Here is a 22,651-nt window from a genome sequence, read left to right as displayed (position 1 = left end):
TGTCCGATTTTGTAAATTTATTGTCTTTTATATTGTAATCGGTACCGGGGAGCTGATGCTACCTTGTGCAGCCTATTCTTGGCTACAGGATCTGTTATGCAACGTAAACTGACGCTGACGTTGGCGACGTCGATGATGATGTTTCCCCAGGTGGTGGAGACCATCTACAGCCCGGCATTGACGCACATTGCGCACGGTTTCCGGGTCAGTGCGGAGATGGCGGCGCAAACGCTCTCTTGTTACTTTTTCGCTTTTGCGCTCGGCGTGGTGGTATGGGGGCGGATGTGCGACGTCATCGGGCGGCGTCCTACCATTTTGGCCGGGCTGACGCTCTATCTGCTGGCTTCTATCATCGCGCTGTTCAGCGGCAGCTTCAGCGTGCTGCTGGCGGCGCGTGTGCTGGCCGCCTTTGGCGCGGCGGTCGGTTCGGTCGGGACGCAAACGGCGATTCGCGATCGCTTCGACGGTTATGAGTTGGCGCGGGTGTTCTCGGTGATGGGGATCGCCATGGCGATCAGTCCGGCGGTTGGCGTGTTGAGCGGCGCAGTGCTGACTTACTATTGGGGCTATCAGGGGGTGTTCGGCGGTTTGGCGCTGTTGGCGGCGCTGTTGTTGGGCTATGCCGGTTGGCAACTGCCGGAGACGCGTCCGCAACAGGTGGTGAAGAGTTCATTTTTCGGCACGCTGGGGCGGATGATCAAGGACGGGGATATTTGGCTCAGTGCGCTGTTGGTGGCGTTGTTCAATATTTGCATGTTCAGCTATTACCAACTGGCGCCATTCCACTTCTCAGCGTTGGGATTGCCGACGCAGTGGTTCGGTTATACCGGTTTGGTATTGGCGGTCGGAGTGGGTATCGGCGCGGCGATCAACAAGTTTTTGATCGGCAAACGCTGGCTGTTCCCCGCACTGTTGATGCTGGCCTGCGCGCTGTCGCTGACCGGCGGCCTGCTGGTATTGCTGCTGGAAGGGACCTTGTGGTTTGTTCTGCCGATGATGCTGGTGGTGATGGCGTACGGCATCGCCATTCCCAATATTCTGGCGCGCGCGCTGCGCCATTATAAAGACTGCATGGGCACTGCCGGCGCCATCCTTGGCCTGATGTATTACCTGATGCTCGGCGGTGGCCTGGTGCTGGCGGGGCTGTCGCTGCACCTGGGTGCCGTGCTGTCGCTCTGCAGTCTCTGCGTGCTGCTGTTGGCGTGGCGGGTGGCGCACAACGAGCGTCGTTTGGCGTTGCCTGCGCGTAGCTGAATGATAAACGGGGCGGACATTCTCGCCACCGCTGCCTTCCAATGATAGCCTGAGCGACAATTTGGTTTTGATAACGCAAACAGGAAGATGACATGTTGAAAACCGCAGGCTGGCTGCTGCCCGCCATCCTGGCGCTGGCGGGGTGTTCGTCATCCGGCCAAGGTCATGAGCAAACGCTTAGCCAGGCGCTGGCGGCCCTCGGCCAGGACAAGGCGCTGGTTGGGGCGTCGAGCGGCGTGATGGTGCGCGATGCCGAGAGCGGCACCGTGCTTTATCAGGCGCACGCGGAGCAGCGTTTGGCGCCGGCTTCCAACATGAAGATGTTCACTTCTCTGGCGGCGTTCGGCGTGCTGGGGGCGGATTACCGGTTTGAAACCCGGCTGCTGACCACCGGTGAACAGCGCGGCAACACCTTGCAGGGGGATCTCTATCTGCAGGGCAGCGGCGATCCGACGTTGCATCCTGACGATCTCGACACCTTCGCCGCCACGCTGGCGCAGCGCGGCGTTCGCCAGATTCATGGGCGGCTGATCCTGGACGCCAGCGCGTTCGATCAAACGCCATTCGGCGCCGGCTGGAGCTGGGACGATGAACCCTTTGCCTTCGCTGCACCGATCTCGGCGCTAAACTACGCCTTTACCCCCGGCGGCGATATCAACGTGGTGCGGGTGGATGTGCAACCGGGCGCCCGCGCCGGTGCGCCGGGGCGGGTGAGCTTCTATCCCGCCAATGACGCGGTGACGCTGGTCAACCGTACCAGCACCGGCGGCGACACCGCACTGACGTTCGAGCGCCAGCCGGGCAGTAATCGGGTTGTGGTCAGCGGCACCATCGCCGCGCAGGCGGAGGCCCGTTCGCGATTGATCACTGTCGATCAACCCACCCGCGTGGTTGGCGCCTTACTGCAAAATGCCCTGCGCGCGCACGGCATTACCCTGCGCGGTAATGCTGAAGAGGGCGTGACGCCGGCCGGCGCACAGCTGCTGGCGCAAAAAACCTCGCCGCCGCTCTCCCGCCTGATCGTCACCTTCCTGAAAGTGTCCAATAACGGTTACGGTGAGGTACTGACCAAAGCGATGGGCCGCAAAACGCAGGGTAAGGGGGATTGGGCCGCCGGCCTGCAGTCGATCGGCCAGTTTGTGCAAAGCCAGGGCATCGCGGCCGGCGCGTACCGTCAGGTGGACGGTTCAGGGCTGTCGCGCATGAACCAGATCACGCCGCAACAGCTGACGACGCTGCTGTTGGCGGCCAGAAAACAGCCGTGGTTCGCCGACTGGTATCGCGCTTTGCCCGTCGCGGGCCAGCCGGGGTTGCTGGTGGGCGGCACGCTGCAGCACCGTATGGTAAAAAGCGCGGCGGCGGGGCGCGCCCACGCCAAGAGCGGCTCCATGACCGGGGTCTCATCGCTCAGCGGCTATGTCGATTCGGCGACCGGACGGCCGCTGGCGTTCGCCATTATCAGCAACAACTATCTGGTGCCCGGCGCGGAGGTGAAGGCGCTGGAGGACCGCCTGGTGGAGACGCTGGCAGCCTGTGACGCCACGGTGGTGTGCCGCTGAGTACGCGTCGTCAGTCGCGTTTGGCGATGTCGGCGAAGCTGCCGGCCAGCAGGCGGCACAGATCGGCGGCGGCCAGCTCGATGTCCAGCCCGCGTTTGCCGCCGGAAACGTAGATGGTGGCGAACGCTTGCGCCGGGCTGTCGATCACCGTCGGCAGCCGTTTTTTCTGCCCCAACGGGCTGATGCCGCCCACCAGATACCCGGTGACGCGCTGCGCCAGCTGCGGATCGGCCATCTCGGCCTTTTTGGCGCCGAGGGCGCGGGCAACTTTTTTCAGATCCAGCTGGGTGGCGACCGGCGTGACCGCCACCGCCAGGTGTTTGGCGTCGCCGTTCAGCGCCACCAGCAAGGTTTTGTAAACCCGATCGGCATCCAGCCCCAGCTTTCTCACTGCCTCGTCGCCGAAATTAGTTTCGTCGCTGTCGTGGTGATAAGGATGAAGGGTAAAGGTGACCTTTTGTTTTTCAAGCAGAACGACTGCGGGCGTCATGATGTGTTGTCCAAAATGTCCCCAGCGGGGAAGGGGTGATAACCAGTCTTAAAAATACAAAAATCCAACCTGCACGGCAACCTGAGCGGCTGTTACATAAAGCGGGTTGCCAAGATATTCACCGGGTTGCTACCCTGTTTACTGTAACCGTTAACACGGTTGCTATGCGTATAACTAGAATACAAGAAATTCCTCTTTGACTGGCCAATAGTGATATTGGCCACTTTTTTACCCCTGTGGCTGCAGCATCGCCGGCAGGTTATCCTCGCCATACAGGTGCAATGCGCCAACCGCCACCACATAGTCCCCGGCCGGCAGCGCCTCCAGCTGACGCCGCCAGTCGCGATTGCGCTGATGCATCAGCACGTCGTAAAGCCCAGCGCTGAAGGTGGCCGGCAGCGTGTCCAGCGTGCCGCGCGGTTTGGCGTCCAGCCACCAGCTCACCATGGTTTGCAGCAGCCGCGCGTTGGTATGCCAGTGTTCCAGCGTATCGCGCAGCAGTGCGATGCCGCCTTCCGGCAGCTGTTCCAGCATTGCCAACTGCTGCTGCGCCCCTTCAAGTTCGATCACCGGTTTGTCCTGCGCCCGGGCGGCCTGCAGCAGCTGATAATCTACGCCGTACTCTGCGCGCAGCCCCAGACGCTGAGCCTGCCGCGCCTGCATCATCAGCGCCACCTGCCAGCCGGGCAGGGTGGCGAAGGCGTGCGGATCGGCGCCCAGTTCGTGGCACAGCGCCAGCAGCTGTTGATACTCTTCGGCGGACAGGCGCTGTTCCAGCTCCGGCTGCTGTTCGGCGTGGTCGAAAGGGGAGGCGGCGCCGGTGATATCGGCTTCGACGATCAGCGCGTCGGCCTGTTGCAGCCGGGCGGCCAGCCGGGGCGGCAGCGGCGACATATCGACGGTGCCCATATGGATGCTGCCTACCAGATGCAGCCGACGTTCGCCCGGCAGGGTGATGTCCAGCGCCGGATAAGCGTAACTTTTGGGCGAGATCAGGCCGAGAAAGGCGGCGAGGCGGCGTAACAGTTGACCCATACGGCGTGGCTCCTGAATAACGGGTGCGCGTTTTCGCGTGCAAGGCGAGGGAAAATCGTCATTCATGCTAAACGCTATCAGCCGCGCAGGGAAGCCCGGAAAACAGCGGGGCGCCTTGACGGCGCCCCGGAGCTTACTTCCTGGGTTTAAAACGCAGCAGCCGGTTGGCGTTGCTGACTACGGTAATCGACGACAGCGCCATTGCGGCACCCGCCACCACCGGGCTGAGCAGTGTGCCGGTCAGCGGGTAGAGCACGCCGGCGGCGATTGGAATGCCCAGCGTATTATAGATAAAGGCGCCGAACAGGTTCTGCTTCATGTTGCGCAGCGTGGCCTTCGACAGCTCCACTGCATCCGCTACGCCATTCAGGCTGTGGCGCATCAAGGTGATGGCAGCGGTCTCGATGGCGATGTCGCTGCCGCCGCCCATCGCGATGCCCACGTCGGCCTGCGCCAGCGCCGGGGCGTCGTTGATGCCGTCGCCGACCATCGCCACGCGTTGGCCCTGCGCCTGCAGCTGTTTGATCGCCGCCGCTTTGCCGTCCGGCAGCACGCCGGCAATCACCCGATCGATACCGGCCTCTTTGGCGATGGCGTTGGCGGTCACCGGGTTGTCGCCGGTCAGCATCACCAGCTGATATCCCTGCTGGTGCAGGCGCTGCAGCGCCGCGACGCTGTCCTCGCGTAGCGGATCGCGAATGGCGAACAGCGCGGCCGGTTTACCGTCAACGGCCAGCAGCACCGGCGTCACGCCGCGTTCGGCCTGGGCGCGCATCGGCGCATCCAGTTCGGCGGTCGCGACCTGATGCTGTTCCAGCAGCGCGGCGTTACCCAGCAGCAACTGCGCGCCGTCGATCTCCCCGCTGACCCCGGCGCCGCGCAGGGTGCGGAACTGCGCCACCTGCGGCAGCGTTTGCCCGGCGGCGCGTTCCATGATGGCGCGCGCCAGCGGGTGGTTGGAGCCTTGTTCCAGCGCGGCGGCCCAGCCGATCGCCTGCTGCTCGCTGACCTGATTGAAGGTCAGGATCTCCACCACCTGCGGTTTCCCTTCGGTCAGGGTGCCGGTTTTGTCGAACACCAGGGTGTCCAACTGGCTGGCCTGTTGCAGGGCGTCGGCGTCGCGCACCAGCACGCCGAATTCCGCCGCGCGGCCCACGCCGGAGATGATCGACATCGGCGTTGCCAGGCCCAATGCGCATGGGCAGGCGATGATCAGCACCGTGGTGGCGATCACCAGCGTATAGACCAGCTGCGGCTGCGGGCCGAAGAAGTACCACATCGCTGCGCTGAACAGGGCGATCGCCACCACCGCCGGCACGAACACCGCCGAGACGCGGTCAGCCAACTGGCCAATCGCCGGTTTACTGCTCTGCGCCTGACGCACCAGTTTGATGATGCGCGCCAGCGTGGTTTGGCTACCGATGGCGGCGGCGCGGAACAGCACGCTGCCGTCGTCGACCACCGTCCCGGCATGCACCGTATCGCCGGGGCCTTTCTGCTGTGGCACCGCTTCGCCGGTCAGCATCGCTTCATCGAGCCAGACTTCGCCCTGCACGATTTCACCGTCGACCGGCACGCGATCGCCGGTGGTCAGCCGCAGCGTCATGCCGAGCTGCACCTCCGCCAGCGGGATATCGCGTTCGCCGTCGTCGGTCACCAGCCGCGCGGTGGGCGGTGTCAGATCCAGTAACCGCTCCAGCGCCTGTGAAGAACGCTGACGAGCGCGCTGCTCCAGCGCATGGCCGAGGTTGATCAAACCGATGATCATCGCGCTGGCCTCGTAATAGAGGTGGCGCGCTTCCATCGGGAAGAAATCGGGCCAAATGTTGACGGCGATCGAGTAAAGCCAGGCGGCGCCGGTGCCGAGTGCCACCAGGGTATCCATGGTGGCGCTGCCGTTCATCAGCGCGCGCCAGGCGTTGCGGTAGAAGTGCCCGCCGGCAAACACCATCACCGCCAGGGTGATGACGCCGACCAGCAGCCAGGGGCGCTGGGTTTCCGGCGTCAGCGTCATGCTGCCGCCGAACAGCCCCCAGGCCATCAGCGGGATACCCAACGCCAGCCCCAGCGCCGCCTGCCAGCTAAAGCGCTTCATGTTGGCGCGTGCGGTCTGCTGTTGGCGTTCGCGACGTTCTGTCTCGTCCTGAATCATCTCGGCACCGTAGCCGGCTTTTTCCACCGCCGCTACCAGTGCCTGCGCATCGGCGGCGCCGGTGACCAGCGCACTGCGCTCCGCCAGGTTGACGCGCGCGTGTTCAACGCCGGGGACGCTTTGCAGCGCATGCTGCACTTTATTGACACAGCTGGCGCAGGTCATGCCGCTGAGCAGCAGCTGTACGCTGTCGTCCGCGTTGTCGGTTGCCGGAAGGGGAGGCTGCGCCGCTGGCTGAACGTCCGGCAACGAAGGTGTTGCGTCAGTCAACGGCTCAGTTTTTGGGACGACGGCACCCGCCACGCTGGCGTGATAACCGGCATCTTCCACCGCGGCGATCAGCGCCTGCGGATCGGCATCGCCGTACACTTTCGCGCTGTCGATCTCGACGTCGGTGGCGAACACGCCCGGCACGGCTTCCAGTGCCTTGCGGGTGGTGCCGACGCAGTGCATGCAGCTCAGGCCGCTCAGCTGCAGCTCGGTGTCGGCGTGCGGCGCGACTTCGGCCTGATAGCCGGCGGCGATCACGCTGTCGATCAGCGCGTTGTCCGGTGCGTCGCCGGTCACTTTGGCGTAATGAACGTTAACCTCCGCCTGTTCGACATCGCTGCGGCTTTCCAGGGCTTTTTTCACCCGCTGCGCGCAGTTCATGCAGGACAACCCCTGCAATGCCAGCATAGTGGTGTGTGACATGATTGAACTCCTTGCGTAGAGGCGGTGTTTAAAGGTTGACCGCCTGACCTGTTTTCACTAAGAATGGAGCTTAAACCTTCCAGCAAGGGTAAGGTCAAGGAGGGAAAATGAATATTAGCGACGTCGCGAAAAAAACCGGGTTAACCAGCAAGACGATTCGTTTTTACGAAGAGAAAGCGCTGATTACCGCCCCGATCCGCAGCGACAACGGTTACCGCCACTATTCCGCCAAGCATGTCGAAGAGCTGACGCTGCTGCGTCAGGCGCGGCAGGTGGGCTTCAACCTGGACGAGTGCCGCGAACTGGTGGCGTTGTTCAACGATCCGGCCCGCCACAGCGCCGACGTGAAGGCACGCACGCTGCAGAAGGTGGCGGAGATCGAAAAGCACATCAGCGAGCTGGGGAACATGCGCCAGCGCCTGCTGACGCTGGCGGAACAATGCCCGGGCGATGAGGGGGCGGAGTGCCCCATCATCAATAACCTGGCGGGGTGTTGTCGTTCTAATTAACGGCTGATGGCGCGGATCACCAGCGTGACCCCTTCCACCGCCACCACTTCCACCTCGGTGCCGGCGGGCAGATCTTCCGCCGCCTGCGCGCGCCAGCTGCTGTCGCCGATATTAATGCGCCCCATACCGTTGTGCATCGGCTCCGTCAGCGTGGCGCGGGTGCCGATCAGCTGGCGGTTGCGCTGGTTGAGCACCGGCGACCCGCCGGATGCGGCTGCCGGGCGCCGACGCAGCCAGTACCACCACAGGTAAGCGACGACGACGGTCAGGACGGCGAAGATCATGCCTTGCCATGCCCAGGAAAGCGGCGGCAGTAGCCAGATCAGGGCGCCGACCAACAGCGCCGCCACACCGCTCCACAGCAGGTAGCCGCCGGCGCCGAGCATTTCCGCCGCCAGCAACACGCCCCCGAGAGAGAGCCAGAACCACAGCGGATTCGCCGCGATCAGTTCGAGCATGATTATTTGCCTTTGCTTTCTTTCAGCAGTTCGGTAATGCCGCCGATCGAGCCGAGCAGGCTGCTGGCGTCCAGCGGCATCATCACCACTTTGCTGTTGTTGGAGGAACCGATCTTCTGCAGCGCGTCGGTGTATTTCTGCGCCACGAAGTAGTTCACCGCCTGAATGTTGCCGCTGGCGATGGCGTCGGATACCAGCTGGGTGGCGCGCGCCTCGGCCTCGGCGGCGCGTTCACGCGCTTCCGCCTGCAGGAACGCCGACTGGCGTTCGCCCTCGGCCTTCAGGATCTGCGATTGTTTCTCCCCCTCGGCGCGCAGAATGGCCGCCTGACGCACCCCCTCTGCCTCCAGGATGTCGGCGCGCTTGGTGCGCTCGGCCTTCATCTGGGCGTTCATCGAGGCTATCAGTTCCGCCGGCGGCCGCACGTCGCGGATCTCGATACGGGTGATTTTCACCCCCCAAGGATTGGTCGCTTCATCGACGATGTGCAGCAGGCGGCTGTTGATGCTGTCGCGCTGCGACAGCATTTCGTCGAGCTCCATTGAGCCGAGCACGGTGCGGAAGTTGGTCATGGTCAGGTTGACGATCGCCTGTTCGAGGTTGCTGACCTCGTAGGCGGCGCGCGCCGGATCGACCACCTGGATGAAGCAGACCGCATCGATGGCGACGTTGGCGTTATCGCGGGAAATCACCTCTTGGGAAGGGATATCTAGCACCTGCTCCATCATGTTGATTTTGCGGCCGATGCGGTCCATGAACGGCACCACCAGGTTCAGCCCCGGCATCAGCGTTTTGGTGTAGCGGCCGAAGCGTTCTACCGTCCATTGGAACCCCTGCGGCACAATTTTGACGCCGGCGAACACCACAATCAGCGCGACGACGATCACGATGGGAATAAAAGTAAGCATGCAAACCTCCTGTCAGACATATGTAAACAGATATTACGTCAGCGCCGGAAAAATGCCTACTGATACCGCGACTTAATCCAGGGCGCTGACGCAACCCGCGAGCGGTGGATCCCGCGTCTGGAACAGAGTGTTGTCACGACAAGTGTGGCACAGCTGAAAAATAAGTATGCCTAAATGGCATGATTTCAATAATTTTTATTCATTTCATGCTGTTGCTCGCCTTGGCTAGAGTAAAAACACCCCCTGTATTTACCGTCAAAAAGTTGTCATTTTTATTTGCGACTATGCTTTTTGAAATGACATTTCGGCCAAGGATTGTTATGGATTCGCTCAGTGTTGATGAACTCGCCCAGAAGAAGGATCGTTGGTATCGCATTGTGGAGGAGATGTTGGCGGAAGCCGGCGTCGCCATCAACGGCCCGCGCGCCTGGGATATCCGGGTGCATAACCCGGCGCTGTTCAAACGCATTTTGCAGGAAGGCTCGCTCGGCTTCGGCGAAAGCTATATGGACGGCTGGTGGGAGTGCGAACGGCTGGACATGCTGTTCACCCGCATTCTGCAGGCCGGCGTCGATGAACGGTTGCCGAAAAGCCTGAGCGACATCGCGCGCATCGCCTATGCCCGGCTGTTCAATCGCCAATCGCGCAAGCGTGCCTGGCAGGTGGGCAAAGAGCACTACGACATCGGCAACGACCTGTTCCGGGCGATGCTCGATCCTTATATGCAATACTCCTGCGGCTACTGGAAAGAGGCGCAGACGCTGGAGCAGGCGCAGCAGGCCAAGCTCAGGATGATCTGCGAAAAACTGCAGTTGAAACCGGGCATGACGCTGCTGGATATCGGTTGCGGCTGGGGCGGATTGGCGCAGTTTGCGGCGCAAAACTACGGCGTCTCGGTGCACGGCGTGACCATTTCGGCCGAGCAGCAGAAGCTGGCGCAGGAACGCTGCGCCGGGCTGGACGTCGAGATCTTGCTGCAGGATTACCGCGATCTGGATCGTCAGTTTGATCGCATCGTGTCGGTCGGCATGTTCGAGCACGTCGGGCCGAAAAACTACGAGACCTACTTCAGCGTCGCGGCGCGCAACCTGAAGCCCGACGGTCTGTTCCTGTTGCACACTATCGGTTCCAATCAAACCGATCTCAACGTCGACGCCTGGATAGACAAATACATCTTCCCCAACGGCTGCCTGCCTTCGGTGCGGCATATCGCCGAGGCCAGCGAAGGGCGTTTCGTGATGGAGGATTGGCACAACTTTGGCGCCGATTACGATCGCACGCTGATGGCCTGGCTGGAGAATTTCAAACGGGCGTGGCCGGATCTGATGGGCGGTTATTCCGAGCGCTTCGAACGCATGTTCACCTATTACCTGAACGCCTGCGCCGGCGCGTTCCGTTCGCGCAACATTCAGCTGTGGCAGGTGTTGTTCAGCCCGGCGGGCGTGGAAGGCGGGGTGCGGGTCTATCGTTGATATCCCTTCGTCTTCCCCGCCGCATCGTTGTTGGCTGCACGTTCGAATCCCTGGTCACTTAGTTATCTAAGCTCCCAGGGTTTCTCACGTTTGCCGCCTGGATGCAGCTTCAAGTGTGACGGATATCAGTACAGCAGAGAGTACAGCTGGCGGCGATATTTAGCGGCCAGCGCGTCGCCGGTGCCGAGCGCGGCCAGAATGTCCATCAGGGTTTTGCGCGCGCTGCCGTTGGCGGCGGCCAGATCTTTCTTCAGATGCCCCATCAGCAGTTCCAGCGCTTCTTCGTTACGCCCGACCTGATGCAGCTGCAGCGCCAGCTGCACCGCCAGTTCGACGTTGTCCGGCTGCTGCTGCACCTGTTGTTGCAGCTGCTGGATTTCCGGCGTGTCCGCCGCCTGCTTCAACAGTTCAATCTGCGCCACCAGGCCCTGATAGCGGGTATCGCGATCCTGCAGCGGGATGGTCGCCAGCACCGCTTCAGCGTCTTCGCTGCGGCTGAGGGCGATCTGGGTTTCGGCCAGCGTCAGGCCGATGTCGCTGCGCTGCTGGCTGCTCTGCCAGGCGTCTTTCAGCAGCGGCAGCGCTTCGGCGGCGTTGCCGGCGGCCAGCAATTCTTGCGCCTGCGCCAGTTTCAGATCTTCTTCCTTCGGCAGGAAACGCTGCAGCAAGTCGCGGATCGCTTCTTCCGGCTGCGGGCCCTGGAAGCCGTCGACCGGCTGGCCGTCTTTGAACAGGTAGACCGTCGGAATCGAACGCAGCCCGAATTGCGAGGCGATCATCTGTTCGGCGTCGCAGTCCACCTTGGCCAGAATGAACTGACCGGCGTATTCCGCCGCCAGCTTGTCCAGCACCGGCGTGAGCTGCAGGCAGTGTTGGCTGCGCTCGGACCAGAAGTAGAACAGCACCGGAATGGACATCGACTGTTCCAGCGTCTGGTGCAGGTTAGTTTCGTTAATATCAACAACAGCTTGAGCTAGCATCTTTTTTCTCTCTGATCGTGCGGAGCCATGGGGTGTAGATGGGGGCGCGCCGCCATTCTTCAACCCCGTCGGGCGAATTAAGCGTTGCTGCGCAGCAGCCAATCCAGACAGCGGCCCGGCAAAATGCGGCGCAGCACGCTCATCGCGTGCGCCAGCAGGGTCACCGGGTAGCGCAATTTGGCGCGCGGGCTTTCCAGCGCGTGGCGCAATTTGGGCAGAATGGCCTCCGGCGGCAGCGTCAGGCGCTTGGCGATGCCGGGATTGTGCACCGGCTTGTCGCTCTGCGCCTGGTTGACGTTCTGGCTAAAGTGGGTGGAGATCGGCCCCGGTTCGATCAGGCTGACCTGAATGCCGCTGCCGTGCAGCTCCATGCGCAGCGCGTCCGACCAGGCTTCCAGCGCGAACTTGCTGGCGGCGTAGGCGCCGCGCCCGGCGCTGGAAACCAGGCCCATCACCGAACTGGTCTGAATAATGCGCCCTTCGCCGTGCGGCAACATCGCGGGCAACAACAGTTGGGTCAGTTGGTGGGTGCCGAACAGGTTGGTGGCGAACTGCCGCTCCAGCTGGCTGCGCGAAATGCGGCTGAGCGGGCCGTAAACGCCGAAACCGCCGTTATTGAACAGGCCGTACAGGCGGCCGTCGGTCAGCGCGATCACCTCGGCGGCGGCGCGCTCGACGCTGGCGCTGTCGTCCAGATCCAGCTCGATGCCTTCCAGCCCGAGCTGGCGCATGTTTTCCACGTCCTGCGGTTTGCGGCAGGCAGCCAGCACCCGGTAGCCGCGGTTGCGCAGATCCTGCGCCGCAATCAAGCCTATCCCGCTGGAACAGCCGGTTATCAATACCGCTTTTTGCATAACTTTACCTAGTGTACGACCCTAATTTAGTGAGACTCATGCTTTACTAGAGGCTCCAGGCGCTCCGCCATCCAGGTGGCGATAAACGGCTGGGCGTCCCCATTGGGATGCAATCCGTCATCCTGCATCCATTCCGGCTTCACCACCACCTGTTCCATATAGAACGGCAGCAGCGGAATGTTGAACTGTTTGGCCAGCGCCGGGTAGACGGCGCTGAACGCTTCAGTATAGCGGCGGCCGTAGTTCGGCGGGATGCGGATCTGCATCAGCAGCGGCTGCGCGCCTGCTTGCTGCACCAACGTGATGATTTGGCCGAGATCGCGCTGTACGTCCTGCGCCGGGAAGCCGCGCAGGCCGTCGTTGGCGCCCAGCTCGATCAGCACCCAGCGCGGCTGATGCTGTTTCAGCAGCGCGGGCAGACGCGCCAGCCCCTGCGCGGCGGTGTCGCCGCTGATGCTGGCGTTGACCAGCTGCGGCGCGCCCGACTTTTTCTGCCACTGTTCGGCCAACAGCGTCGGCCACGCCCGCTCGATCGGCAGGCGGTAGCCGGCGCTTAAACTGTCGCCCAAAATCAACAAGGTATCGGCGGCGGCAGCGCGTAAACTGAATAATCCCAACAGCAAAAGGAAGGGAAGATGCCAGCGGAAAACGTTCTTGAAGTTCATCATCTTAGTAAACACGTTGGTCAGGGTGAGCATCAGCTCACCATCCTTACCGGAGTCGAGCTGCTTGTCAAACCCGCGCAGACGATCGCCCTGATCGGCGAATCCGGATCGGGGAAATCGACCTTGCTGGGCATTTTGGCCGGGCTGGATGACGGCAGCGAAGGCGAGGTGCGCTTGCTCGGCGAGTCGCTGACCGCGCTGGACGAAGAGGGGCGCGCCGCGCTGCGCGCCAGGAATGTCGGCTTCGTGTTTCAGTCGTTCATGCTGGTGCCGACGCTGAACGCGCTGGAGAACGTGCAGCTGCCGGCGCTGTTGCGCGGCGAGAGCGACAGACAGAGCCGCGAGCAGGCGGTGCAACTGCTCGATCAGTTGGGGCTGGGGAAACGGCTCGATCACCTGCCGGCGCAGCTGTCCGGCGGCGAGCAGCAGCGCGTGGCGCTGGCGCGCGCCTTCAGCGGCCGACCGCGGGTGCTGTTCGCCGATGAACCGACCGGCAACCTCGATCGTCAGACCGGCGATCGCATCGCCGATCTGCTGTTTTCCCTCAACCGCGATTTTGACACTACCCTGATCCTGGTGACCCATGACGAAACCCTGGCGGCGCGCTGCCAGCGGCGGCTGCGGCTGCGTGAAGGCAAGCTGTGGGAGGAAGCATGATCTGGCGCTGGTTCTGGCGCGAATGGCGCTCGCCGTCGCTGCTGATCGTTTGGTTGGCGTTGACGCTCTCCGTGGCCTGCGTGCTGGCGCTGGGCAGCATCAGCGATCGCATGGACAAAGGGCTCAGCCAGCAGAGCCGTGACTTTATCGCCGGCGATCGGGTGTTGCGCAGCGCGCATCCGGTGCCGGAAGGCTGGCTGCTGGACGCGCAGCAACAGGGGCTGAAGGTGAGTCGTCAGCTGTCGTTCACCACCATGACCTATGCCGGCGATCGGCCGCAGCTGGCGGACGTGAAAGCCACCGATCTGGCCTATCCGCTGTACGGCAAGCTGGAAACGCGCCCGGCCAACATCCAGCCCGAACCGGGCAGCGTGCTGGTGGCGCCGCGTTTGCTGGCGCTGCTGAACGTGAAAGTGGGGGATTCGCTCGAGGTGGGCGACACCACGCTGCGCATCGCCGGTGAAATCATTCAGGAGCCGGACGCCGGCTTCAACCCGTTCCAGACCGCGCCGCGCATCATGATCAACCTGGCGGACGTCGATAAGACCGGCGCAGTGCAGCCGGGTAGCCGGCTGACCTACCGCTACATGTTCGCCGGCGCCGAGCCGGATATTCAGCGTTACGAAGCGCGGTTGACGCCGCAGTTGACGCCGGATCAGCGTTGGTTCGGGCTACAGGAGTCCGGCAGCGCGCTCGGCAAGTCGCTGCAGCGCTCCCAACAGTTCCTGCTGCTGTCGGCGCTGCTGACGCTGCTGTTGTCGATCGCCGCCGTGGCGGTGGCGATGAGCCACTATTGCCGCAGCCGCTACGATCTGATTGCGGTGCTGAAAACTCTTGGTGCCGGGCGCGGCGCGCTGCGTAAATTGATCGTCGGCCAGTGGCTGGCGGTAATGGCGCTGGCGGCGGTGTGCGGCGGGGCGATCGGGCTGGCGTTCGAAGCGCTGCTGATTCGCCTGCTGAAACCGGTGTTGCCGGCTGCATTGCCCGCCGCCGGCGCCTGGCCGTGGCTGTGGGCGCTCGGCGCGCTGGTGCTGATTTCGCTGCTGGTCGGGTTGCGGCCGTATCGCCAACTGCTGGCTACCCAGCCGCTGCGGGTGCTGCGCCGCGATGTGGTGGCCAACGTCTGGCCGCTGCGCTACTTCCTGCCGGTGACGGTGGCGATCGTGGTGGCGCTGTTGGTGACGCTGATGGGGGCCAGCACGCTGCTGTGGGCGATCCTGGCGGGTATGGCGGTACTGGCGCTGCTGCTGGGCGGCATCGGCTGGGGCAGCCTGCTGCTGCTGCGCCGCATCACGCTCAAGAGCCTGGCGCTGCGGCTGGCGGTCAACCGCCTGCTGCATCAGCCGTGGGTGACCATCAGCCAGCTGGCGGCGTTCTCGCTGTCGTTCATGCTGCTGGCGCTGTTGTTGGTGCTGCGCGGCGATCTGCTCGAACGCTGGCAGCAACAGCTGCCGCCGGACAGCCCGAACTATTTCCTGCTCAACATGACCGAGGCGCAGGTGCCGCAGGTGAAAACCTTCCTGCAGCAGCACCAGATCAAACCGGAAACCTATTACCCGATCGTCCGGGTGCGCCTGACCGAGATAAACCAGCAGGTGGCGACCGAACGGGTGCATGAAGACGATCCGGGCGGCGAGGCGGTGAACCGTGAGCTGAACCTGACCTGGCTGGCCGAACTGCCGGATCACAATCCGTTGGTGGCGGGCAATTGGCCGCCGAAAAGCGGCGAAGTCTCGATGGATGAAGGTATCGCCGGGCGGCTGAAGATCACGCTGGGCGACACGCTGACCTTCAGCGGCGATACCCAGGCGTTCAGCGCCAAAGTCACCAGCCTGCGCCAGGTGGATTGGGAAAGCCTGAAGCCGAACTTTTACTTTATCTTCCCGCCGGGCGCGCTGGACGGCCAGCCGCAGACCTGGCTCACCAGCTTCCGCTACGACGGCGACGGCCAGATGCTGACCCAGCTCAACCGCCAGTTCCCAACGCTCAGCCTGCTGGACATCGGCGCGATCCTGAAACAGGTCGGCGGCGTGCTGCAACAGGTCAGCCGCGCGCTGGAGGTGATGGTGGTGCTGGTGGTGCTGTGCGGCGGCCTACTGCTGCTGGCACAGGTGCAGGTCGGCATGCGTCAGCGCCGCCAGGAGCTGGTGGTGTACCGCACGCTGGGGGCCGGCAAACGGCTGCTGCGCCGCACGCTGTGGTGCGAGTTCGCCCTGCTGGGGCTGGTGGCGGGCATCGCGGCGGCGGTAGGCGCCGAGGCGGCGCTGTGGCTGCTGCAGAGCCGGGTGTTTGACTTCCCGTGGACGCCGACGCCGGTGCTGTGGTGGGCGCTGCCGCTGGCCAGCGCGCTGCTGCTGTCGCTGTGCGGCGGCTGGCTGGGTGTGCGCCTGCTGCGCGGCCGGGCGCTGTTCCGCAGTTATGAGGGCTGATCTTGCTGTCGCAGGTCCGTTGCCGCCAAGCGTGGCCGGGCCTGCCGTTTTTCTTGGGCGCGTTACTGGTGCTATTCCTCTTCATGCCTACCTTGAGTGAAATCGATTACATTTATGTTGTGTCAATACGACTGCTTTTGATAATCGGTGCAACGGATATCAGGTCGGTTTCGCCTATTTTATGCATTAATTTATAGGGTTATGCATAAATTAAGCGACTTTATCCACCTTGAAAAACAGCATATCCATTTTTAATGGAATGTAACCGTTTTCACTAATGTGATCGCACTCACTTATCTTCGACGCATTGCCTCCTATCATGTCGCACACTGATGACCGTTTTCTCCTGGAGGCTGTATGAGCGATACCGTCAAAGTGACACCGGCGGAGAAAAGCCCGACTCATGTCGGCATGACTTTTTTCGTCTGTTTTTTAGCCGCCTTGGCCGGCCTGCTGTTCGGTCTTGATATCGGCGTGATCGCCGGCGCCCTGCCGTTTATTACCGAGACTTTTCAGATCACCAGCTCTCAGCAGGAGTGGGTGGTCAGCTCAATGATGTTTGGCGCCGCCGTCGGCGCTATCGGCAGCGGCTGGATGAACTTCCGGCTGGGGCGCAAATACAGTTTGATGATCGGCGCTATCCTCTTCGTGGCGGGATCGCTGTGTTCTGCGTTCGCCCCCAACGTGGAGGTGTTGATCGTTTCACGTATTCTGCTGGGATTGGCGGTGGGGATCGCTTCTTATACCGCGCCGATTTATCTTTCTGAAATCGCGCCGGAGAAAATCCGCGGCAGCATGATCTCGATGTATCAATTGATGATCACCATCGGCATTCTGGCCGCTTACCTGTCTGATACGGCATTCAGCTATACCGGTGCTTGGCGCTGGATGTTGGGCGTCATCACCATCCCGGCCGGGCTGTTGTTGGTCGGCGTGTTCTTTTTACCTGACAGCCCGCGGTGGTTGGCCTCGCGCAATCGTCATGAGCAGGCGCGTCAGGTGTTGGAGAAGCTGCGCGACAGCAGTGCCCAGGCGCAGTATGAACTGAATGAAATTCGTGAAAGCCTCAAACTGAAGCAAAGCGGTTGGGCGTTGTTCAAAGGCAATAAAAATTTCCGCCGCGCGGTTTTCCTTGGCATTCTTCTTCAGGTGATGCAGCAGTTCACCGGGATGAACGTCACCATGTATTACGCGCCGAAGATTTTCGGTCTGGCGGGCTTCGCCAGTACGGAACAGCAGATGTGGGGCACGGTGATCGTCGGTCTGGTCAACGTGCTGGCCACCTTTATCGCTATTGGGCTGGTAGACCGCTGGGGCCGCAAGCCCACTTTGATCCTTGGGTTTATCGTGATGGCCGTCGGCATGGGGGCGCTGGGAACCATGATGAACATCGGCATGAACTCGGCGGCGGAGCAATATTTCGCCATCGTCATGCTGCTGATGTTTATCGTCGGCTTTGCCATGAGCGCCGGCCCGCTGATTTGGGTGCTGTGCTCAGAGATCCAGCCATTGAAAGGCCGCGATTTCGGCATCACCTGTTCCACCGCCACTAACTGGATCGCCAATATGATCGTGGGGGCGACATTCCTGACCATGCTGAATTCGTTGGGTAGCGCTCACACCTTTTGGGTCTATGCGGGGCTTAACGTGCTGTTTGTTTTCATCACGCTGGCGCTGATCCCGGAAACGAAAAATATTTCTCTGGAACATATTGAACGCAATCTGATGGCCGGCAAACCGTTGCGTAACATCGGCTCGCGTTGATCTTTGCGGCAAAAAAAAGGTTCAGCCTGGGCTGAACCTTCTTCTTTTCGGCGGTATAAACCGTTAAGCCAGCTTCTGCTGTGCCCAGGCCAGCCCGCTTTGGTATTCACCCGGCAGCAGCGGTGCCAGCGCCTGCAGCGCCTGGCGCAGATCGGCGGCGCTCGGGTCGTTCAGATTGAGGTGGCCGACCTTGCGGCCCGGGCGCACCTCTTTCTCATACCAGTGCAGATGCACCAGCGGCAGCGACAGCCACTGTTCGTTGACGGCGGTGCCGATCAGGTTGACCATCACCGACGGCGTGCTCACCACCGGCTGCGGCAGCGGCAGGCCGAGAATCGCGCGCAGGTGCAATTCGAACTGGCTGATGGACGCGCCGTTTTGCGTCCAGTGGCCGCTGTTGTGCACGCGCGGCGCCAGTTCGTTGATCAGCAGCCGATCGCCGACGATAAAGCACTCCATCGCCATCACGCCGACGTAGTTCAGCTCGTTCAGGATCGCCGCCAGCATCTGCTCGGCCTGTTGCTGCAGTGCCGGGTTGGGCTGCGGCAGCGCCACGCTGGTGCGCAGGATGCCGTCTTCATGCAGGTTGTGGGTCAGCGGGTAGAATACCGAACGGCCGTCGTGGCCGCGCGCGCCCACCAGCGACACTTCGCCGGAGAAATGGATGCCTTGCTCGACGATGCACTCGCCATAGGCGTCGGCCGGCAGTTCGGCTTCCTGGCCCGGGCGCAAGCGCCATTGGCCGCGGCCGTCATAGCCGCCGACCCGGCGTTTGACGATCGCCAGCTCGCCCAGCGCAGCGAACACCTGCGGCCATTCGGCGGCGCTCGCCAGCAGCTGCCACGGCGCGGTCGCCAGGCCGAGCTGGTCGAGCAGCTGTTTTTGCGTCAGGCGATCCGCCAGACGCGGGAAGATGTCACGGTTGACGAAGGCGCTGTGGGTCGCCAGCTCGCGCGTCAGCGCGGTTTCTGGCCAGCGTTCGATCTCGGCGGTAATGACGCTGTTCTGATACGGCACCGCTTCAGGTTCGGCATCGATGCCGACAGGGTAGACGGCGATGCCCAGCGGTTCGCCGGCCTGGCGCAGCATGCGCCCCAGTTGGCCGTTGCCCAGTACGCAAACCGGCTTCATGCGTCCTCCCGCGGATCGGGGTGGTTCAAGACGTCTTCGGTCTGCGCCTGACGCCAGTCCGCCAAACGCTGCGCCAGCGCGGCGTCGTGCAGCGCCAGGATCTGCATCGCCAGCAGCCCGGCGTTGGCGGCGCCGGCTTTGCCGATCGCCAGCGTGCCCACCGGAATGCCGCGCGGCATCTGTACGATGGAGTACAGGCTGTCTACGCCGCTCAGCGCGGCGCTTTGCACCGGCACACCCAGCACCGGCACCAGGGTTTTCGCCGCCAGCATGCCCGGCAGGTGCGCCGCACCGCCGGCGCCGGCGATGATCACGTCAAAGCCGTTGGCGGCAGCCTGCTCGGCGAAGCTGAACAGCTTGTCCGGCGTGCGGTGAGCGGAAACGACTTCGACATGGAAGGGGACATCGAGCTGGGTCAGGACTTCGGCGGCGAACTGCATGGTGGCCCAGTCACTTTTCGATCCCATTACAATTGCGATTTTAGCCCCGGTAGTGGCGGCTGAAGCGGCGTTGGCTCCCATGGGTGTAAGGCTCCTGTGATTTTTCTGGCGTCGGCTGAGGGCCGAATGAGGGCGTAGAGCATACCATGAGCGCACGGCGAGGAAAACGGTTGCGTCGCCGGTTTTCACCGTCGAAAGCGCGAATTTTTACTCGCGCGCCAGTGCGGAATTCAGAATGGGAATGAGATCAGCTCGACGGCGTCGGCGCTGACTTTGATCATCGATCCTTCGACGTGCCAGGCACCCAGCACCGCGCGATGGGCTTCGCCGTTGCTCAATGCCAGCCGGTGCACCGCCGGGCGATGGGTATGGCCGTGGATCATCCAGTGCACGTCGTGGCGCAGCATGGTTTGCTCGACCGCCTGCGGGTTGACGTCCATGATGGCGTCCGACTTGTACTGGTTGGATTGCTGGCTGCGGGCGCGCATCTTGGCGGCGATCTTCAGTCGCCAGCGCAGCGGCATCGCGAGGAACAGTTTTTGAATCAGCGGGTTGTGCACTTTACGGCGGAATTGCTGATAGGCTTGATCGTCAGTGCACAGGGTGTCGCCGTGCAGGATCAGGATCCTGCGGCCGTACAGCTCCAGCACTTTTTCTTCCGGCAGCAGCTGCATGCCGCTGGCGCGGGCGAAGCGTTTGCCGAGCAGAAAATCGCGGTTGCCGTGGATGAAATAGCAGGGCACGCCGGCCTGTTGCAGCGCTTTCAGCGCCGCGGCGATCTCCGCGTGCAGCGGCTCGGGATCGTCGTCGCCGATCCAGGCTTCAAACAGGTCGCCGAGGATGTACAGCGCGTCGGCGTGAATCGCTTCGCGCCGTAAAAAACGCAGAAAACCGGCAGTGATTGCCGGTTCCTGTGCGCACAAGTGCAGATCTGCGATGAACAGCGTACTCATGCAGCCGCGATTACTCGCTGACGGTCACGCTGTTGATCACGACGTCTTCTACCGGTACGTCCTGGTGCATGCCGCTGCGGCCGGTTTTCACGCCTTTGATCTTGTTGACCACGTCCATGCCTTCAACCACTTCTGCAAACACGCAGTAGCCCCAGCCCTGCACGTTTTCGCCGCGGAAGTTCAGGAAGTCGTTGTCAGCCACGTTGATGAAGAACTGTGCGGTGGCGGAGTGCGGATCGTTGGTACGTGCCATTGCCAGGGTACCGATGGTGTTTTTCAGACCGTTGTTGGCTTCGTTCTTGATGGTCGCGTTGGTCGCTTTCTGGTTCATGCCCGGCTCGAAACCGCCGCCCTGGATCATGAAGCCGTTGATCACACGGTGGAAGATGGTGTTGTCGTAGAAACCGGCGCGGCAGTAGTTCAGGAAGTTTTCAACGGTAACCGGCGCTTTGTCAGCAAAGGTCTTGATAACGATATCGCCGTGATTGGTGTGGAAAGTAACCATAGTTTTAATCCTAACAAGGTGAAGTGAGACGTCACGTAAAGCGAGTGAACATTCAGACCGCCCTTATAACATATCCGCCCTAGCGAGTCAGCAGCGGCTCAACCGCGCACTGTCTGTGGTAATTGTGTTTATGTTATATTATAACAATTGCGCTGACCGCCGAATTTTGCGCGTTTTCTTCGCGTGAAGCCAGCAAAGCATGGCCTTAACCTTGCAATAGATCAGGCTTCAGGTTTCAATACGCTACCGGGCGGAAACCTGAAGCCCGGTTATCTTTTTTGTTATCACGCACACCACGGAATCTCCCGATGCTAAAGATTTTTAATACCCTGAGTCGTCAAAAAGAGGAATTCAAACCCATTCATGCCGGGAAAGTGGGCATGTACGTGTGCGGGGTAACCATTTATGACCTGTGTCACATCGGCCACGGTCGTACCTTTGTCGCTTTCGACGTGGTGGCGCGTTACCTGCGCTATCTCGGCTATTCGCTGAACTACGTGCGCAACGTCACCGACGTAGACGACAAAATCATCCGCCGCGCGGCGGAAAATCATGAGACCTGCGACCAGCTGACCGAACGCATGCTGGCGGAAATGCACGCCGACTTCGACGCGCTGCTGATCGATCGTCCGGATCAAGAGCCGCGCGCGACCCAGCATATCGCCGAGATCATCGAGATCACGCAGCGCCTGATCGATCGCGATCACGCCTATGTGGCCAGCAACGGCGACGTGATGTTCTCCATCGACAGCGATCCGCAGTACGGGCTGCTGTCGCGCCAGGATCTGGATCAGCTGCAGGCCGGCGCGCGCGTGGAAATCGACGACGTGAAGCGCAACCCGATGGACTTCGTGCTGTGGAAAATGTCCAAGCCAGGCGAGCCGAGCTGGCAGTCACCGTGGGGGCCGGGCCGTCCGGGCTGGCATATCGAATGCTCCGCCATGAACTGCAAACAGCTGGGCACCCACTTCGACATCCACGGCGGCGGTTCCGATCTGATGTTCCCGCACCACGAGAACGAGATCGCGCAGTCGAGCTGCGCCCACGACGGCCCGTACGTCAATTACTGGATGCACTCCGGCATGGTGATGATCGACAAAGAGAAGATGTCCAAATCGCTGGATAACTTCTTCACCATCCGCGACGTGCTCGGCCATTACGATGCGGAAACGGTGCGTTACTTCCTGATGTCCGGCCACTATCGCAGCCAGCTGAACTACAGCGAAGAGAACCTCAAGCAGGCGCGCACCGCGCTGGAGCGCCTCTATACCGCGCTGCGCGGCACCGATGCCGACGCCGCACCGGCCGGCGGCGAAGCGTTCGAAGCCCGCTTCCGCGAAGCGATGGACGACGACTTCAATACCCCGGAAGCCTACTCGGCGCTGTTCGATCTGGCGCGCGAGGTTAACCGCCTCAAGGGTGAAGACATGGCGGCGGCCAACGGCATGGCGGCGGAACTGCGCAAGCTGGCGAACGTGCTCGGCCTGCTGCAGCAGGAGCCGGAGCAGTTCCTGCAAGGGGGCGCTCAGGTTGACGACGGCGAAGTGGCGGAGATTGAAGCGCTGATCAAACAGCGTAACGAAGCGCGTGCCGCCAAAGACTGGGCGCTGGCGGATGCCGCTCGCGATCGGTTGAACGAGATGAACATCGTGCTGGAAGACGGCCCGCAGGGCACCACCTGGCGCCGTAAGTAATCCGGCCGCAGGGAAAAACAAAAAAGGCGCTGAATTCAGCGCCTTTTTC

The 22,651-nt window shown here is 62.1% G+C and carries 20 protein-coding genes; 8 read left to right on the top strand and 12 right to left on the bottom strand.

Going from position 1 to position 22,651, the window contains the following annotated elements; all coding sequences use genetic code 11:
• The first annotated feature begins 96 nt into the window (after positions 1-96).
• Positions 97-1,254 carry a multidrug effflux MFS transporter gene (locus tag FOT55_RS11550; protein ID WP_025301802.1) on the top strand — a complete coding sequence of 386 codons (1,158 nt, stop codon included), beginning with the start codon at positions 97-99 and terminating at the stop codon, positions 1,252-1,254.
• 92 nt (positions 1,255-1,346) lie between these two features.
• Positions 1,347-2,813: a D-alanyl-D-alanine carboxypeptidase/D-alanyl-D-alanine endopeptidase gene (gene dacB / locus FOT55_RS11545; protein WP_147823486.1), complete on the top strand. Its 1,467-nt coding sequence runs from the start codon at positions 1,347-1,349 to the stop codon at positions 2,811-2,813.
• Positions 2,814-2,823: 10 nt separating this feature from the next.
• Here dacB and ybaK read toward each other — a convergent pair whose 3' ends face one another.
• From ybaK to copA, 3 genes are all read right to left on the bottom strand, one after another.
• Positions 2,824-3,303 (bottom strand): Cys-tRNA(Pro)/Cys-tRNA(Cys) deacylase YbaK, encoded by a 480-nt coding sequence (gene ybaK / locus FOT55_RS11540; RefSeq protein ID WP_049272291.1) that lies wholly within the window; start codon positions 3,301-3,303, stop codon positions 2,824-2,826.
• A 228-nt stretch (positions 3,304-3,531) separates the two neighbouring features.
• On the bottom strand, positions 3,532-4,338 hold the full coding sequence (locus FOT55_RS11535; protein ID WP_025301805.1) for a TraB/GumN family protein: 807 nt from the start codon (positions 4,336-4,338) through the stop codon (positions 3,532-3,534).
• 133 nt (positions 4,339-4,471) lie between these two features.
• The gene (gene copA / locus FOT55_RS11530) at positions 4,472-7,183 is read right to left on the bottom strand and encodes a copper-exporting P-type ATPase CopA (protein WP_147823485.1); all 2,712 of its coding nucleotides are present in this window, start codon (positions 7,181-7,183) and stop codon (positions 4,472-4,474) included.
• 107 nt (positions 7,184-7,290) lie between these two features.
• Between copA and cueR the strand changes: the two genes are divergently transcribed.
• Complete coding sequence (cueR, locus tag FOT55_RS11525) at positions 7,291-7,692, top strand: Cu(I)-responsive transcriptional regulator (RefSeq protein WP_025301807.1); 402 nt, start codon at positions 7,291-7,293, stop codon at positions 7,690-7,692.
• On the opposite strand, the gene FOT55_RS11520 is transcribed toward cueR, so the two are convergent.
• Together FOT55_RS11520 and FOT55_RS11515 are read right to left on the bottom strand one after the other, a co-directional pair.
• The gene (locus FOT55_RS11520; protein ID WP_025301808.1) at positions 7,689-8,150 is read right to left on the bottom strand and encodes an NfeD family protein; all 462 of its coding nucleotides are present in this window, start codon (positions 8,148-8,150) and stop codon (positions 7,689-7,691) included. The genes cueR and FOT55_RS11520 overlap by 4 nt on opposite strands.
• 2 nt (positions 8,151-8,152) lie before the next feature.
• Positions 8,153-9,058, bottom strand: a complete 906-nt coding sequence (locus FOT55_RS11515) for an SPFH domain-containing protein (RefSeq protein ID WP_004940203.1) — start codon at positions 9,056-9,058, stop codon at positions 8,153-8,155.
• 320 nt (positions 9,059-9,378) lie between these two features.
• Here FOT55_RS11515 and cfa point away from each other — a divergent pair, with 320 nt between their 5' ends.
• Positions 9,379-10,530 (top strand): cyclopropane fatty acyl phospholipid synthase, encoded by a 1,152-nt coding sequence (cfa, locus tag FOT55_RS11510; protein ID WP_049295151.1) that lies wholly within the window; start codon positions 9,379-9,381, stop codon positions 10,528-10,530.
• A gap of 125 nt (positions 10,531-10,655) precedes the next feature.
• On the opposite strand, the gene FOT55_RS11505 is transcribed toward cfa, so the two are convergent.
• The 3 genes from FOT55_RS11505 to tesA all read right to left on the bottom strand — a co-directional run bounded on the left by FOT55_RS11505 (position 10,656) and on the right by tesA (position 13,029).
• Positions 10,656-11,510, bottom strand: coding sequence for a co-chaperone YbbN (locus FOT55_RS11505; RefSeq protein WP_025301810.1), 855 nt, complete (start codon positions 11,508-11,510; stop codon positions 10,656-10,658).
• A gap of 77 nt (positions 11,511-11,587) precedes the next feature.
• Entirely contained in the window at positions 11,588-12,364 is a 777-nt protein-coding gene (locus FOT55_RS11500) for an SDR family oxidoreductase (RefSeq protein ID WP_004940195.1), read from the bottom strand.
• A 26-nt stretch (positions 12,365-12,390) separates the two neighbouring features.
• Positions 12,391-13,029 carry a multifunctional acyl-CoA thioesterase I/protease I/lysophospholipase L1 gene (gene tesA, locus FOT55_RS11495; protein ID WP_161800806.1) on the bottom strand — a complete coding sequence of 213 codons (639 nt, stop codon included), beginning with the start codon at positions 13,027-13,029 and terminating at the stop codon, positions 12,391-12,393.
• Here tesA and ybbA point away from each other — a divergent pair.
• From ybbA to FOT55_RS11480, 3 genes are all read left to right on the top strand, one after another.
• On the top strand, positions 13,000-13,686 hold the full coding sequence (ybbA, locus tag FOT55_RS11490) for a putative ABC transporter ATP-binding protein YbbA (RefSeq protein ID WP_025301812.1): 687 nt from the start codon (positions 13,000-13,002) through the stop codon (positions 13,684-13,686). The genes tesA and ybbA overlap by 30 nt on opposite strands.
• Positions 13,683-16,115 (top strand): putative ABC transporter permease subunit YbbP, encoded by a 2,433-nt coding sequence (gene ybbP, locus FOT55_RS11485; protein ID WP_025301813.1) that lies wholly within the window; start codon positions 13,683-13,685, stop codon positions 16,113-16,115. Before ybbA ends, ybbP begins: the two co-directional genes overlap by 4 nt.
• A gap of 357 nt (positions 16,116-16,472) precedes the next feature.
• Positions 16,473-17,879, top strand: a complete 1,407-nt coding sequence (locus tag FOT55_RS11480; protein ID WP_043135713.1) for a sugar porter family MFS transporter — start codon at positions 16,473-16,475, stop codon at positions 17,877-17,879.
• A gap of 63 nt (positions 17,880-17,942) precedes the next feature.
• Here the strand turns inward: FOT55_RS11480 and purK are convergent, their stop codons facing one another.
• The 4 genes from purK to ppiB all read right to left on the bottom strand — a co-directional run bounded on the left by purK (position 17,943) and on the right by ppiB (position 20,908).
• Positions 17,943-19,010 (bottom strand): 5-(carboxyamino)imidazole ribonucleotide synthase, encoded by a 1,068-nt coding sequence (gene purK / locus FOT55_RS11475; RefSeq protein WP_147823484.1) that lies wholly within the window; start codon positions 19,008-19,010, stop codon positions 17,943-17,945.
• Complete coding sequence (gene purE / locus FOT55_RS11470) at positions 19,007-19,531, bottom strand: 5-(carboxyamino)imidazole ribonucleotide mutase (RefSeq protein ID WP_025301815.1); 525 nt, start codon at positions 19,529-19,531, stop codon at positions 19,007-19,009. Before purE ends, purK begins: the two co-directional genes overlap by 4 nt.
• A 149-nt stretch (positions 19,532-19,680) precedes the next feature.
• Positions 19,681-20,403, bottom strand: coding sequence for a UDP-2,3-diacylglucosamine diphosphatase (locus FOT55_RS11465; protein ID WP_147823483.1), 723 nt, complete (start codon positions 20,401-20,403; stop codon positions 19,681-19,683).
• A gap of 10 nt (positions 20,404-20,413) precedes the next feature.
• Positions 20,414-20,908 (bottom strand): peptidylprolyl isomerase B, encoded by a 495-nt coding sequence (ppiB, locus tag FOT55_RS11460; protein ID WP_004940183.1) that lies wholly within the window; start codon positions 20,906-20,908, stop codon positions 20,414-20,416.
• A gap of 308 nt (positions 20,909-21,216) precedes the next feature.
• Here ppiB and cysS point away from each other — a divergent pair, with 308 nt between their 5' ends.
• A complete protein-coding gene (cysS, locus tag FOT55_RS11455) occupies positions 21,217-22,602 on the top strand; it encodes a cysteine--tRNA ligase (RefSeq protein WP_038875101.1) in 1,386 nt (461 codons plus the stop codon).
• The last annotated feature ends 49 nt before the right edge of the window (positions 22,603-22,651 follow it).

The sequence above is a fragment of the Serratia bockelmannii genome (assembly GCF_008011855.1).
GTDB lineage: Bacteria > Pseudomonadota > Gammaproteobacteria > Enterobacterales > Enterobacteriaceae > Serratia > Serratia bockelmannii.
This window is presented reverse-complemented; position numbering and strand designations above follow the sequence as displayed.

Coding starts and splice junctions, on each gene's coding strand:
- dacB (WP_147823486.1), top strand. CDS start 1,347: ATGTTGAAAACCGCAGGCTGGCTGCTGCCCGCCATCCTGGCGCTGGCG.
- FOT55_RS11505 (WP_025301810.1), bottom strand. CDS start 11,510: ATGCTAGCTCAAGCTGTTGTTGATATTAACGAAACTAACCTGCACCAG.
- FOT55_RS11535 (WP_025301805.1), bottom strand. CDS start 4,338: ATGGGTCAACTGTTACGCCGCCTCGCCGCCTTTCTCGGCCTGATCTCG.
- purE (WP_025301815.1), bottom strand. CDS start 19,531: ATGGGAGCCAACGCCGCTTCAGCCGCCACTACCGGGGCTAAAATCGCA.
- cueR (WP_025301807.1), top strand. CDS start 7,291: ATGAATATTAGCGACGTCGCGAAAAAAACCGGGTTAACCAGCAAGACG.
- purK (WP_147823484.1), bottom strand. CDS start 19,010: ATGAAGCCGGTTTGCGTACTGGGCAACGGCCAACTGGGGCGCATGCTG.
- tesA (WP_161800806.1), bottom strand. CDS start 13,029: ATGAACTTCAAGAACGTTTTCCGCTGGCATCTTCCCTTCCTTTTGCTG.
- FOT55_RS11480 (WP_043135713.1), top strand. CDS start 16,473: ATGAGCGATACCGTCAAAGTGACACCGGCGGAGAAAAGCCCGACTCAT.
- FOT55_RS11515 (WP_004940203.1), bottom strand. CDS start 9,058: ATGCTTACTTTTATTCCCATCGTGATCGTCGTCGCGCTGATTGTGGTG.
- FOT55_RS11550 (WP_025301802.1), top strand. CDS start 97: ATGCAACGTAAACTGACGCTGACGTTGGCGACGTCGATGATGATGTTT.
- ybaK (WP_049272291.1), bottom strand. CDS start 3,303: ATGACGCCCGCAGTCGTTCTGCTTGAAAAACAAAAGGTCACCTTTACC.
- FOT55_RS11520 (WP_025301808.1), bottom strand. CDS start 8,150: ATGCTCGAACTGATCGCGGCGAATCCGCTGTGGTTCTGGCTCTCTCTC.
- FOT55_RS11465 (WP_147823483.1), bottom strand. CDS start 20,403: ATGAGTACGCTGTTCATCGCAGATCTGCACTTGTGCGCACAGGAACCG.
- ybbP (WP_025301813.1), top strand. CDS start 13,683: ATGATCTGGCGCTGGTTCTGGCGCGAATGGCGCTCGCCGTCGCTGCTG.
- cysS (WP_038875101.1), top strand. CDS start 21,217: ATGCTAAAGATTTTTAATACCCTGAGTCGTCAAAAAGAGGAATTCAAA.
- copA (WP_147823485.1), bottom strand. CDS start 7,183: ATGTCACACACCACTATGCTGGCATTGCAGGGGTTGTCCTGCATGAAC.
- FOT55_RS11500 (WP_004940195.1), bottom strand. CDS start 12,364: ATGCAAAAAGCGGTATTGATAACCGGCTGTTCCAGCGGGATAGGCTTG.
- ybbA (WP_025301812.1), top strand. CDS start 13,000: ATGCCAGCGGAAAACGTTCTTGAAGTTCATCATCTTAGTAAACACGTT.
- ppiB (WP_004940183.1), bottom strand. CDS start 20,908: ATGGTTACTTTCCACACCAATCACGGCGATATCGTTATCAAGACCTTT.
- cfa (WP_049295151.1), top strand. CDS start 9,379: ATGGATTCGCTCAGTGTTGATGAACTCGCCCAGAAGAAGGATCGTTGG.